Annotated in this window: 12 protein-coding genes, 1 pseudogene and 1 riboswitch; of the genes and pseudogenes, 9 read left to right on the top strand and 4 right to left on the bottom strand. The window is 53.0% G+C overall.

What is annotated here, in order from left to right; translation table 11 throughout:
* Nucleotides 1-257: 257 nt before the first annotated feature.
* The 5 genes and pseudogenes from JI735_RS10960 (at nucleotide 258) to JI735_RS10945 (ending at nucleotide 3,374) form a co-directional block, all read left to right on the top strand.
* On the top strand, nucleotides 258-1,484 hold the full coding sequence (locus tag JI735_RS10960; protein WP_039833362.1) for a hypothetical protein: 1,227 nt from the start codon (nucleotides 258-260) through the stop codon (nucleotides 1,482-1,484).
* 22 nt (nucleotides 1,485-1,506) lie between these two features.
* Nucleotides 1,507-1,686 carry a hypothetical protein gene (locus JI735_RS37280; protein ID WP_325175599.1) on the top strand — a complete coding sequence of 60 codons (180 nt, stop codon included), beginning with the start codon at nucleotides 1,507-1,509 and terminating at the stop codon, nucleotides 1,684-1,686.
* Nucleotides 1,641-1,997, top strand: a pseudogene (locus tag JI735_RS37275) (signal peptidase I); the annotation flags it as partial. The gene JI735_RS37280 and the pseudogene JI735_RS37275, both read left to right, overlap by 46 nt.
* A gap of 180 nt (nucleotides 1,998-2,177) precedes the next feature.
* Nucleotides 2,178-2,786 carry a TasA family protein gene (locus JI735_RS10950; RefSeq protein ID WP_039833364.1) on the top strand — a complete coding sequence of 203 codons (609 nt, stop codon included), beginning with the start codon at nucleotides 2,178-2,180 and terminating at the stop codon, nucleotides 2,784-2,786.
* 255 nt (nucleotides 2,787-3,041) lie between these two features.
* Nucleotides 3,042-3,374: a helix-turn-helix domain-containing protein gene (locus JI735_RS10945; protein ID WP_036706095.1), complete on the top strand. Its 333-nt coding sequence runs from the start codon at nucleotides 3,042-3,044 to the stop codon at nucleotides 3,372-3,374.
* A gap of 95 nt (nucleotides 3,375-3,469) precedes the next feature.
* Here JI735_RS10945 and JI735_RS10940 read toward each other — a convergent pair whose 3' ends face one another.
* Nucleotides 3,470-3,625, bottom strand: coding sequence for an anti-repressor SinI family protein (locus JI735_RS10940; RefSeq protein ID WP_020427233.1), 156 nt, complete (start codon nucleotides 3,623-3,625; stop codon nucleotides 3,470-3,472).
* A gap of 29 nt (nucleotides 3,626-3,654) precedes the next feature.
* Nucleotides 3,655-3,748: riboswitch (cyclic di-GMP riboswitch) on the bottom strand.
* A 438-nt stretch (nucleotides 3,749-4,186) separates the two neighbouring features.
* Between JI735_RS10940 and JI735_RS10935 the strand changes: the two genes are divergently transcribed.
* Entirely contained in the window at nucleotides 4,187-7,057 is a 2,871-nt protein-coding gene (locus JI735_RS10935) for a 2-oxoglutarate dehydrogenase E1 component (protein WP_202677379.1), read from the top strand.
* 50 nt (nucleotides 7,058-7,107) lie between these two features.
* Entirely contained in the window at nucleotides 7,108-8,400 is a 1,293-nt protein-coding gene (gene odhB, locus JI735_RS10930; protein WP_202677378.1) for a 2-oxoglutarate dehydrogenase complex dihydrolipoyllysine-residue succinyltransferase, read from the top strand.
* Between the two features lie 354 nt (nucleotides 8,401-8,754).
* Here the strand turns inward: odhB and JI735_RS10925 are convergent, their stop codons facing one another.
* Nucleotides 8,755-8,913 carry a hypothetical protein gene (locus tag JI735_RS10925; protein ID WP_157771344.1) on the bottom strand — a complete coding sequence of 53 codons (159 nt, stop codon included), beginning with the start codon at nucleotides 8,911-8,913 and terminating at the stop codon, nucleotides 8,755-8,757.
* A 268-nt stretch (nucleotides 8,914-9,181) separates the two neighbouring features.
* Here JI735_RS10925 and JI735_RS10920 point away from each other — a divergent pair, with 268 nt between their 5' ends.
* Together JI735_RS10920 and JI735_RS10915 are read left to right on the top strand one after the other, a co-directional pair.
* Nucleotides 9,182-9,910, top strand: coding sequence for an SDR family oxidoreductase (locus JI735_RS10920; protein ID WP_202677377.1), 729 nt, complete (start codon nucleotides 9,182-9,184; stop codon nucleotides 9,908-9,910).
* A 20-nt stretch (nucleotides 9,911-9,930) separates the two neighbouring features.
* A complete protein-coding gene (locus JI735_RS10915) occupies nucleotides 9,931-10,371 on the top strand; it encodes a MerR family transcriptional regulator (protein WP_039834880.1) in 441 nt (146 codons plus the stop codon).
* Between the two features lie 180 nt (nucleotides 10,372-10,551).
* Here the strand turns inward: JI735_RS10915 and JI735_RS10910 are convergent, their stop codons facing one another.
* Both JI735_RS10910 and JI735_RS10905 read right to left on the bottom strand, forming a co-directional pair.
* Nucleotides 10,552-11,538, bottom strand: a complete 987-nt coding sequence (locus JI735_RS10910) for a hypothetical protein (RefSeq protein ID WP_039834881.1) — start codon at nucleotides 11,536-11,538, stop codon at nucleotides 10,552-10,554.
* Nucleotides 11,499-12,098 carry an RNA polymerase sigma factor gene (locus tag JI735_RS10905; protein ID WP_233476342.1) on the bottom strand — a complete coding sequence of 200 codons (600 nt, stop codon included), beginning with the start codon at nucleotides 12,096-12,098 and terminating at the stop codon, nucleotides 11,499-11,501. The genes JI735_RS10910 and JI735_RS10905 overlap by 40 nt, the downstream gene beginning before the upstream one ends.
* Nucleotides 12,099-12,307 lie beyond the last annotated feature (209 nt).

Below are 12,307 nucleotides of genomic sequence, written 5' to 3'. Positions count from 1 at the left end.
CAGCGATATTACCAGATATCCGCAGATAACCAATAATATATGATCTTTATTGCGAACATTTAGACGAAATTAGCATTTTTCTTTTCTCTGGTCGGCAGTGTATGATTTCCTTACGAAATCGTTCTTAATTAAGAACGAATATAACGAATATGATTCTTAGGAAGCTATGAGAGGGGGCCCCGCCTCTGTACCCCAGATCCGCCAAACGGCGTAAACGAAAAAACCATAAAAAAGGTCTTCGCATCCTGCAATCCGGAGTGGCCGTATCCGTTCTGCTCCTGTACACCTCCGGCCAGATAGGCAGTACTTACGGAGGGTTTAGCAGTACCGCAGAGACAGCGGGTACCATTGGCTTTTGCAAGGTATTCCCCGAATCCGTCAAGCAGCTGCTCAATGAGCTGAAAGATCATCTCAATGCGGCTGCAGCTCTAAAGGCATCTTTGAAAAGTTACACTCCACAAGCAGGCGTTCCGGGCATTTCCGGAGTGGAGTCCATGTCTTTGGAGGAGCTTGAGATAGCAGAACAGGAGATTTCAAGACAGATGGCGGAGCTTCAGTCAGATCTGAACGCCATCAATGAGCAAACGGCGGCTAACAACGAGATTTGGAATGGAATTCATGCAGAGATCAGTGCGGCGGCTGCAGTCCTGGTGCAGATTGGAGGATATATGATCGATCTGGATCCAAATTGTCTGGAAATCAAGGATGAGCAATTCTTTAACGAGCTGCAGAGCAGTGTAAGCCAAGGCGGCGTGCTCTCCGAATCCTTCAGTGCTTCCATAACCGGAACTGTCAGCTACCTGAGGGCTATTCAGATCAACGCGGCTCCATCCCCGTCAACGGTTAACGAAGCTGTTTACAACCAACTTCATTTTAATGCGGAAGAACCCCTGCAGTCCTTACCGATCCTGACTCCATTTATCCAGCCTCCGGGAGATTTGTCCAATGAGCTGATTTCATCCTACGGGCAGTTGGAGACCGAGCTGAACAGTGCCAGGGAGGCAGTAACCGCAGATATATCAGGGCTTCAGCTCCAGCAGCAGCTTCTCAGCCAGACCCGGAGCAAGCGGCTGGAAGAGCTTGAGAAAGCCCGTCAGGAAGCCTTGGAAAAGGCCAAAAAGGATGAAGAAGCAAAACTCGGCCATGAGAAGCAGCAAAAGGAAATGGAAGAGAAAGCCCAGGCCGAACCAAAAGCCACACCGCAAGCCTCACCTGGGGCCACACCTGCGAGCACACCGGAAGCTGCACCTAAACCAACTCCTATAGCCACACCGGAAGCCTCACCGGAAGCCATTCCTGAGCCTGAGGCAATACATGCCGGAGCTTCTGGAGAACCTGCAGCCAGCACCACTCCGGCACCAGCCGCCGATAACCCAATCACAACTCCGGATGGAGACGTGATCAATACACCTGACCAAGAACCACAGGCAGCAGAGACTCCGGTTCCGGGTCCGGACACGACCGCATTGCCTTCGGAACCATAACTCATTAAAGGTGGAAACTGACATGCTTATCAAAAAAATACTCAGCCATACATTATCCGCAGTGATGGTTTTGATTTTCGTGGTGCTGGCAGCAGCCGTAGTAGTATCCAGAGCCTCGGGGGTGAGCCTGCCCTTTTCGGCTACGAAATCAAAACGGTGCTGTCCGGTTCAATGGAACCTGGCATTCAGACCGGCTCCATAGTCGCCTTAAAGCCTGGAGGAGATATGACCCGCTTCAAAAAGGGCGATGTCATTACCTTCATGAGCGAGGACAACATTCTGATCACTCACCGCATTGTCGATGCTTCTGCAAAAAATGCTGCGGGAGAAGTGGTCTATCGTACAAAAGGCGATAACAATGATGCTGTCGATATGACGCCTGTCAGTTCGGGGAATGTTGTAGCCGAGTATACCGGTGTCACCGTTCCTTATATAGGATATGCCATGAATTTTGCCGCCTCCAAAGCCGGCAGTGTGGTCCTGATGATTGTGCCCGGACTGCTGCTCCTGCTCTATGCACTCTACAGCTCTTGGAAGGCGCTGACCGCCCTTGAGAAAAAAACACCGCGCTCCCCCAAACGCCGCCGGGAACTGACATACAGTCCTGAACAGATTGTCCGCTTCCGCCTACGAAACGGAAGATACAATAATTCATTTATCAACAGCTACACAAATCAGAGGAGGAATTCGAATATGGGTATCAAAAAAACATTGGGTCTTGGCATCGCATCGGCAGCACTCGGTTTGTCCTTGATTGGCGGAGGGACCTTCGCATACTTTAGTGATACTGCAACAAGTACGGCTACCTTCGCAGCAGGCACACTGGATCTGAACTCCGATCCTTCCGTAATCGTGGATATCCAAAACCTGAAACCGGGCGACACCGTAACCAAAACTTTTAAGCTTAAAAATGACGGAACCTTAGATATCGGCTCGATTCTGCTGAAAACCACCACTGAGGTTACAGATACCCTCGGCGACAACAACGGTGTCGATCTCAGCAAATTCATCAAGGTTAAATTTCTGAAGAACAACGATAAAGGAACGATTCTCTCACCGGAAGTTGTGGTGTATGAAACTACACTGGACGCCCTGAAGGGTCAAACCCCGGATCTGGTCAACAATACCGGATGGGATCAAATTCTCACTGAAGCTGACGGCATCAAAGCACAGAGCAGCGACAGCTTTACGGTCAAGTTCGAATTCGTGGATACTGGCGAAGCACAAAACTATTTCCAAAAGGATAAGCTGAAGCTGACCTGGAATTTCGAAGCCAAACAAGGCCCCAAAAAGGATTACTAATTCATAGCGGACTGCATTTTCTGAAGCAGCCTATCCTGATTCCGGATCCGGAAGCAGATTAGGCTGTTTTCCCTTGTACCAATGATTTTTGTCCGTTGTAAGGAAATTTGTTATACTGACAAGTGGAAACGGCTCTGCGTCTTACGGGCGGCACCCGTTTCGGCGAGAAATATGAGGATGATTATTGGCGTTAACCGTAAAATCCTTATATTTTAACAAAAAGTACGGAGGGGCGTTGTAATCGTGCCGGATAATATGGGAAGTCGCATCCACCATCTCCGTCTGGAAAAAGGCTGGTCCTTATCCGAACTGGCGGACAAGGCTGATGTTGCGAAATCATACTTAAGCAATGTAGAAAGAAATATCCAATCCAACCCCTCAATCCAATTTATCGAAAAAATCGCTGACGCGCTCCAGGTTTCCATCCACAGTCTGCTCTATGGCGAACCTTCGGATGCTGATGAATCCTCCCTGGACGGCGAATGGTTCCGGCTTGTTCAGGAAGCCATGGCCTCAGGTATAAGCAAGAGGGAATTCAAAGAGTTTCTCGATTACCAAAAATGGCGGCTGGAGCAGAAGGATCAATAATGGCGGTCGTCCGCAGGCTCCAGCGATACAGAAAAGGGCACAGCTTATGATTGCTGTGCCCTTTTCTGTATGTATTTCCATCATAATAAACGCCTCTACATCGCCTGCAATGCTGTTTTTTCGTTTAAAAACCGGCGGATTTCATCCGCCTCGATCCCTGCCTTCTTGGCCGACATCAGCAAATACACCCATTCTAAATCCAGATCACCCGTCAGCAGTTCTCCGTCATTCCCCTGGTTGGACTTATCCAAGAATATCTCCTCCTAGAAATTATGCGTCCCCAGGCAGTCCGGCCGTCGTAGTAGCTGCAGCATCTCTACAGTAGACCCGAGACTTTGTGTCCCTGCCTTTCGGCAGGTTTACCCTTTACTGGACCCTTTACATGAAAGGATCTGGTTAGAAACCATGAAACCGTTATCCGCAATAACATTATACAAGATCTTACACGAAAAGTGTGTCGTTATTTGGAAAATTTTTTATGCTAAGTAGTGCAAAAGAATAGCTTTTTTTGCTAACCTTTGTCCAAAAAATATGTCTTAAGGAGCTGTTGATGAACATTTCCGGTTTATACATAGGTCATTGTTACTGGTTGAACCGGCTGCAAATCCTGATTCTGCAACCAATATCCGTTCTTCATCATTTCCGGACTGAATCATGCCGTTTTGCGAACGGATTCCCCGAAAGTATGAATTGATTACACGTCTTGAAAGTAGCACAATAAGATGTGAAATGAAACCGTAAACATCGCAGCTCCACTGGGCGCTCAAGCCACATGCGGCCACGTGGAGTTCATCCGTTAGGAGGATGTATTCATGGCAGTTAAAGAGCCCTATAACGAATCCATTTGGAGTAAGTATCACGGCCCCAATCTGGGCTATATTCAAGAGAAATATGAGCAATTCGTTAAAGATCCCTCTTCAGTAGAACATCATTACCGTGATCTATTTACTGTTTCCGGCCCTCCTCCGCTTGCTCCGGATGCCGTACCGGCCCCGCAGCCGGCTCTTTCGGGAGGCACCGAGTGGCTGAGAAAGGCCGTAAGAGCTTCCAAGCTAATCGCCAATATTCGTATATATGGCCATATGGCCGCCAATATTGATCCGCTTGAGCAGGGGAATAACCCTATGGCGAAATGGCTGGATTATGAAACCTATGATCTCACCCGCGAGGACCTGATCGCTATGCCCGCCTCGCTGATCTGGGAGAATGCGCCGGCGGATGTTCATACCGCCTGGGACGCGGTTCACCGGATGCTCCGGGCTTATACGCAGACTATCGCCTACGAATTCGGGCATGTGCACGACGAACAGGAGCTGCGCTGGCTGAACAGCCAGGCAGAGTCCACAAGCTCTCCGGCCCCTCTGAATAATGCCGAGCGCAAGGAGCTGCTGAACCGCCTGATCCAGGTAGAGCAGTTCGAGACCTTCCTGCATAAAACCTTTGTCGGCCAAAAACGCTTCAGCCTGGAAGGCAATGATGCGCTGGTGCCTATGCTGGACGAGATTGTCCGTGCCGCCGCACATGATGGTGCGGAACATATCCTGATGGGTATGGCCCACCGCGGACGCCTGAATGTGCTGGCTCATATTCTCGGAAAGCCCTACGATATTATTTTCTCGGAATTTCATCATTCTCCCAACAAGGAGCTGTTCCCTTCCGAAGGCTCCATGGGCATTAACTACGGCTGGACGGGTGACGTGAAATACCATCTGGGCGCAGACCGTGCCGTGCGCGAAGGCGAGACTGTCCGCACCCGCATTACACTGGCGAACAACCCGAGCCATCTGGAATTCGTCAACCCGGTTGTTGAAGGTTTTGCCCGCGCAGCTCAAGAGGACCGGAATTCTCCGGGACTGCCGCAGCTCGACACGAACAAGGCCATGGCTGTGCTGATGCACGGGGATGCTGCTTTTCCTGGTGAAGGCATTGTCGCAGAAACGCTCAACATCGGCAAACTTAAAGGGTATTCCAATGGCGGTACCGTGCATATTATCGTCAATAACCGGATCGGATTCACCACTGAAAGTGAAGATTCCCGTTCCACCCATTATGCCAGCGATCTGGCCAAAGGCTATGAAATTCCGATCGTCCACGTGAATGCCGATGATCCGGAGGCCTGCATCGCCGCCGTCCGTCTGGCCAGCGCTTACCGCAGCCAGTTCAAGAAGGATTTCGTCATTGACCTGATCGGCTACCGCCGCCACGGCCATAATGAAATGGACGATCCGGAGACTACCCAGCCGATTGTATACGGCAAAGTGCGCAACCACCCTACTGTGTACCGGGTCTATGCAGAACGCCTGCAGCGGGACAATATCATCACGGCAGATGATGTGAAGCAGATGAACCTTGAAGCGGAGAAAGTGCTGCAGCAAGCCTACGAACTGATGAAGGATGGCAAGCACAAAAACGGTGAAACCAAGACCTCCGTTCCGGTACAGAGTGAAGCCTCCCAGCCGCAATCTACGGCAGTGCAGCTGGAACAGCTGCAGAGAATCAACCGCGAGCTCCTGACAGTACCGGACGGCTTCAAGGTCTATCCGAAGCTGGAGCGGATTCTGCAGCGCCGCAAGGATGCGCTGAATGACGGGGAACGGATCGACTGGGCCCTGGCCGAGACACTGGCCTTTGCCACCATCCTGAAGGATGGCACACCGATCCGGTTAAGCGGCCAGGATTCCCAGCGCGGCACCTTTGCGCACCGCCATCTGGTGCTGCACGACAGCGAGACGGGCGGATTGTTCTCCCCGCTGCACCAGCTTAGCGATGCCAAAGCTTCCTTCGGGGTGTACAACAGTCCGCTCTCGGAGGCCTCGGTACTTGGCTACGAATACGGCTACAATGTTTTCGCACCCGAAACCCTCGTGATCTGGGAAGCACAGTATGGCGACTTCGCCAATGCCGCACAGGTAATCTTTGACCAGTTCATTGCTGCCGGGCGCGCCAAATGGACGCAGCGCAGCAATCTGACGATCCTGCTGCCGCATGGCTATGAAGGGCAGGGGCCTGAGCATTCCAGCGCGCGGCTGGAGCGGTATTTGCAGCTCTCCGCAGAGGAGAACTGGACCGTGGCGAACCTAAGCTCCGCCGCACAATATTTCCACCTGCTGCGCCGCCAGGCCGCCTTGTGCGGCAAGAGCGATGCCCGCCCGCTCGTGATCATGGCCCCCAAGAGCCTGATCCGCAACCCGCGCAGCACTTCCTCCGGAGCCGAGCTGGCTTCGGGCGAATTCCAGCCTGTACTGCCAGAACCGCTTCTCGGCGGCAACCCCGGCGGAGTCAAACGGCTGGTGGTGTGCAGCGGCAAGGTGACTCTGGATCTGCAGACCGAGCTGGAGGCTGGCAAAGACCAGGACTGGTCGTGGCTGCATATCCTCCGCCTGGAGCAGCTGTATCCTTTCCCTGAACGGGAACTGGCTGCGCACTTGAGTGCATTGGGCTCGCTTACAGAAATCGTATGGGTGCAGGAAGAACCGAAGAACATGGGCGGCTGGAGTTATGCCGAGCCCCGGCTGCGGGCCATCGCTCCGCAGAACGTCAAGGTGCAGTATATCGGCCGTCCGGAGCGGTCCAGCCCGGCCAGCGGTTATGCTGACGTGCATACTTTTGAACAGCGTCGTATAGTTACAGAAGCCCTGAAATTGAATTCGCAAGTACAAGCGGCTGTACCGTCTTCCCGCTAGAGGGCGGTGTCACGATAATGAAACTATTCTATTTGGGGAGGTAACGGCCTGTGTCCGAAATTAAAGTACCCGATTTGGGCGAATCCATTTCCGAAGGAACCATCTACAAGTGGCTGGTAAAAGAAGGCGACACGGTCGGCCAGGGGGATGTGCTGGCTGAGCTGGAGACCGACAAGGTCAACCTGGAGATCAGTGCGGAGGAGGACGGCGTCATCTCCTCCATCCTGCGCCAGGCCGGCGAGAATGTGGCCGTCGGCGAAGCGATCGGCATCATCGGCAGCGGCGCCGGCACGGCAGGCGCTGCAGCACCGCAGGCCGCTGACGGCGGCAAGCCGGAAGCGGCGGCTGTGGGCAGCGACGCGCCAGCCGCTGCTGCGCCGGTTGTTCCCGCCGCACCGGAAGGAGCGGCGGCAGGCACTGCGGCCCTGGCTTCGCCGGGGGCGCGCAAGCTTGCGCGGGAGCGGGGCATCGACCTCGGCGAGGTCAGCGCCCGCGACCCTATCGGCCGGATTGCTGCGGCCGATGTGAAGGACCACGGCGCAGCCCGGCCGGAGGCCGCTGCGCCAAGCGCTCCGCCGGCGGCAGTGAGGCCGGCTCCGGCGAAGCCTGCGGCGGCGGGCTCTGCGCCGCAGGAGGACGGCAAAGCCGTCGAGCGCAAGCGCATGTCGCGCAGACGGCTGACCATCGCGAGCCGCCTCGTCGAGGCGCAGCAGACTGCGGCGATGCTGACCACCTTCAACGAGGTGGACATGACCGCAATCCTCGACCTCCGCAAGCGCCGCAAGGATGCCTTCAAAGAGAAGCATGATGTCGGACTCGGCTTCATGTCCTTCTTCACCAAGGCCGTGATCGGTGCGCTCAAAGCCTATCCGCTGCTAAACGCTGAGATCGACGGCGAGGATCTCCTGATCAAGAAATACTACGACATCGGCATTGCCGTGTCTGCCAAGGAAGGCCTCGTGGTGCCGGTTGTCCGCGACGCGGACCGCCTGAGCTTCCCGGAAATTGAGCGGCAGATCGGCGAGCTGGCCTCCAAGGCCCGCGCCAACACGCTCAGCCTTCCGGAGCTGCAGGGCGGCACCTTCACCATCACCAATGGCGGGGTATTCGGATCGCTCATGTCGACACCGATCCTCAACACCCCGCAGGTCGGCATTCTCGGCATGCACAAGATCCAGCTCCGTCCTATCGCCCTGGACGAAGAAAGAACCGTCAACCGTCCGATGATGTACATCGCGCTGTCCTATGATCACCGCATTGTAGACGGCTCCGAAGCGGTAAGCTTCCTGGTAAAGGTCAAGGAGCTGCTGGAAGATCCTGAAGCTCTGCTGCTGGAAGGGTAGCTTTGCGACACAAAATATAGGGATAATCTCATCAAAGAGGGATACAAGGACAGTTGTAATGTCCTTGTATCCCTCTCGCTCTATAACAACATTACCTACTGTTTTCGCAGGAACTCCTTATGGCGAAATCTCCCACACAATTATACCGAGCTAAAAGTTAAATGGAATTTCTCTACCTAATTTGCCAAAATCCGCACCGCAGAGAGGATTAGTGGGAATTTCTCCACCTAATCCAGGCAATTTAGCCCCATACGGCCACTTTTAGCTGAATTAGTGGTACTTTTTCCCACTAAATTTATTTTCAGATCGGCTGGGCCCGGATTAGTGATACTTTTTCCACTTAAACGGAGTGAGCTACGTAGCCAAAGTTAGATACATGGACTTCTTGGTTAGGCCAGGCGAATAGTCCCCGAAGCTCTCATGCTCAAGTTCAGCTGGAATAATCCCGCAGCCGCAGTTCTCCACATCCCCATCGATTAAAATAGACACTCCCGACGATCGATCTAGAACCACATGCCAACAGGCGGCTCCTCTTCATTTCCCTACTAGCTCTTCCTCTTTCTCTCCTCTTCCTGCTCCTCCTCTCATTGTCTGCCCTCCATCCTTTTTTATCTCTTATTCCCTTTGCCTCCTCCCTAATCCCTAATTAACGCCTAACGCCATGCTGCCCCTCGCAGATGAATTTATTTAAAATTTGTTCCTTGACTTTGAGCATACTCCAAGTAGTACATTCATGGCAGGTGGCCACCGTAATTTGAAAAAGGAAAAGGGGACATAGGGAATGACACAACCAACAACCATTCTGATCACTGGTGCAAATAAAGGCATTGGCTACGAGACGGCCCGGCAGCTCGGAGTCCTCGGGCATAGAATTCTGATCGGCTCACGGGATGAGCGGCGGGGCGGCGAAGCTGCAGCCGCTTTGGAAAAGGAAGGCATCTCTGCACACTTTGTCCAGCTTGATCTGCAGGATCAAAATAGTATTGCAGCCGCATCGCAGACTATTGCTAAGGATTACTCATGCCTGGATGTTCTAATTAACAATGCGGGCATCTCCCTTGGAGGCGGCGCTGCTCCAAGCCAGTTGCCGATGAATGACCTTAGAGCAACGTTCGAAACCAACTTTTTCGGTACGATTGCCGTAACTAAGGCTATGCTTCCACTGCTCTTGCAATCTCCTGCAGGCCGGATTGTTAACATGTCCAGCGGCCTGGGGTCCTTGACCTTCAACAGCGATCCCGATCACGAGCATGTACAGTTTAATCTGCTTGCCTATAATAGCTCCAAAGCAGCCGTTAACATGGCTACTGTTGCTTTTGCCAAGGAATTCAAGGATACTGCGCTGAAAATCAATTCGGCCGATCCCGGCTTTACCGCAACCGATCTCAATGGCTTCACCGGCCAACGCACCGTACAACAAGGGGCGGGCATTGCCGTACGTCTGGCTACACTGGATGCAGACGGGCCGACAGGAGGATTTTTTGATGAGAATGGAGAAGTTCCTTGGTAACATTACTCAAGGAGGTTTCCATGGATATCACCACGCAGGACATTCCGGAGACCGTCACTTCCATCAGCCAAGCTGCTGAACTGACCGGCCTGACTGAGGATACGATACGTTATTATGAGCGCATTGGTCTGCTGCCCTATGCTGACCGTAAACCTAACGGCCATAGGCAATACAGCAAGGACCAGATTCTCGGCATCCGTTTTCTGCTGCGCCTGAAAGCTACCGGGATGACCCTGGAAGAAATGCGGCATTATCTGGAACTGACCCACCAGGGGGATAGCACCCTATCTGAACGATATACTCTGTTAGAGGCCCACAATGACCAAATCGCCCGCGAGATCGCTAAGCTTCAAGAGACTCAAGAGGTTATCCGCTATAAGCTCCGCCACTTCCGCGAGCTGGCAGAGAATCCGAATACGGATTCTTACGACTGTGAAGTACCGGGAGACAGCGGGCAGTAAGATGCACAGGAGAGGTGTTCCACCGCTGAGTGCAAAAGAAGGTCTAAATAAACGTCCCCGGCTTTCCGCGCTTGTGGAAGTCGGGGATGTTTTATGCTTATATGTCTATAGCTCTATAAGTTTAGGACATTGCTGCGCTCTGTCTCCATGAGGCGATCCATGAGGCGATCCATGAGCCCCCTACAACCCGCCCTTTATCAACTCTCCCGCCAGCTTCAGCAGCTGCTCTTTGGTCAATATCCGGTCCCCATAAGTGGTAAGCCTATAATACGCATCCTGCGCTTCGTTGTACCAGTTCAGATAATGGTAGCTGAAACCCGGCTTGATATCCGGCCTGTCCACATGATTGTAGACTATATCCCGGCCTTCTGCCTTGAGCTTCTCCGGCTTATTTCCCGGCTCCTGATATACCTGCACTTCGCCCCCATGAAGCAGGGTGGCACTAAGATCGATAAAAGCTCCTTGCCTGGTATATTTCACCTGCACACCTCCCGCTTCAGTCCAAGGTACCGCCTTCATGAACAGATTCCGCTTCTGATCCTGTTTCGCCTCGTCAATCAGCCCGCTTAATGTCTGACGGTAGAACGGGCTGCTGTTCAGCTCTGCCTTTGTAGGATATCTGGGATACATTGTGCCATATTTAAAAGCATACTCTCCGGCTGTCCCGGGGAGCACAACAGGCGAGTTCTTCCGTTTCATCTGTTCGAGAAAAGCGGAATAGTCTGTTATCCGCTGCTCCTTGTAGGCAAACTGCAGCAGGCTGCCCGTTCCCTCAGAGAGCGGCTCCCCTCTGAAATAATAGGCAATCTGCTCACCCGGCTTGGCAAAATCCATCAGCTTCCACTCATACTTGTAACGGGCAGCAACCCCCTGCGGCTTCAGGTCGGGCGCAAAATGCTGAACCTTGACCTTACCCGCTTTATTGCGGATCTGAATATATTCTGAGGCCGCGTAAGCTGTGACTGTGATCATCAGCAGCAGAATCAGCATGCTTAAGGTTGCAGCTGTTTTGTTTGCAAACCTCAATGGGCTTCGCTTCGGCACCCGCTCCAGCCCATTTACGCGGGCCATCACCTGCCCGGTCACCTCAATCCTCGGCAGCTGCTCCCCGCAGGCCGCTTCAATCCTTATATCTTGGTACTCATGGCCGATTCCTTCCCGTCCCATGAAATCCCCTCCTCCGCTTCCATGCTAGCTCTTACTTTCCGCTTAATGCGCTCCATCCGCTTGTGCAGCGCATTGGGGCTGCTGTTCAGGATCTCGCCCATCTCCTGAAAGGTCAGCTCCTCGAACACGCGCAGCACAAGAATGTTCCGTTCCTCCAGTGACAGCTGCGCAAGTGCCGCTGATAATGCCGGACTGTACAGCCGCTTGTCCATCAACTGCTCCGGCCCCGCCGATACAGCCTCAGGCCGGAAGAAGCGCATAATCCGCGTTTGCAGCTGCCGCCTGCGCAGCAGATTCAGGCAGTGATTCCAGGCGATACGGTACAGCCAGGCCGAGAAGCTCACGCTAGGCTTATAACGCCGCAAAGACTGGTACGCCTTTACCAGAATGTCCTGCACGGCATCCTCGGCATCCTGCCTGTTCCCCAGAAGGCGGCAGCAATACCGGTAAACCGGCTGCTGAAAAGCAGCAACAATCCATCTGTACTGCTCTGTCTCCCCCTTCTGAACCCTGATAATTACAGCTTCGACTTCCTTCACATCAGGTACATGCTCCTGCAACGTTGCCAGCACCTCCTTTAGCTTGTATATCTCTATAACAATCGGCAGCCGTAAAAAGTGCCTTCGCCGAAACATTTTTTTGGGAACCTATATAGCTGAGTAATTCTGTACGACAATATCTGAATCGTAGGCTTCACCGCCAAACGTATAAGCTTTACCCATCAAAGAAGCTTTGCTTGTGAAAATAGGCTCAGGGCGCTTAACGCACC

Source organism: Paenibacillus sonchi, from assembly GCF_016772475.1.
In the GTDB taxonomy this organism is placed as follows: Bacteria; Bacillota; Bacilli; order Paenibacillales; family Paenibacillaceae; genus Paenibacillus_AQ; species Paenibacillus_AQ sonchi.
The sequence above is the reverse complement of the archived record's forward strand: the minus strand, read 5'-3'. Positions and strand labels throughout refer to the sequence as shown.

What these genes read in the sequence shown, in the direction of transcription:
- JI735_RS10935 (WP_202677379.1), top strand. Translation starts at nt 4,187, where the DNA reads ATGGCAGTTAAAGAGCCCTATAACGAATCCATTTGGAGTAAGTATCAC.
- JI735_RS10920 (WP_202677377.1), top strand. Translation starts at nt 9,182, where the DNA reads ATGACACAACCAACAACCATTCTGATCACTGGTGCAAATAAAGGCATT.
- JI735_RS10910 (WP_039834881.1), bottom strand. Translation starts at nt 11,538, where the DNA reads ATGGGACGGGAAGGAATCGGCCATGAGTACCAAGATATAAGGATTGAA.
- JI735_RS10945 (WP_036706095.1), top strand. Translation starts at nt 3,042, where the DNA reads ATGGGAAGTCGCATCCACCATCTCCGTCTGGAAAAAGGCTGGTCCTTA.
- JI735_RS10915 (WP_039834880.1), top strand. Translation starts at nt 9,931, where the DNA reads ATGGATATCACCACGCAGGACATTCCGGAGACCGTCACTTCCATCAGC.
- JI735_RS10950 (WP_039833364.1), top strand. Translation starts at nt 2,178, where the DNA reads ATGGGTATCAAAAAAACATTGGGTCTTGGCATCGCATCGGCAGCACTC.
- JI735_RS37280 (WP_325175599.1), top strand. Translation starts at nt 1,507, where the DNA reads ATGCTTATCAAAAAAATACTCAGCCATACATTATCCGCAGTGATGGTT.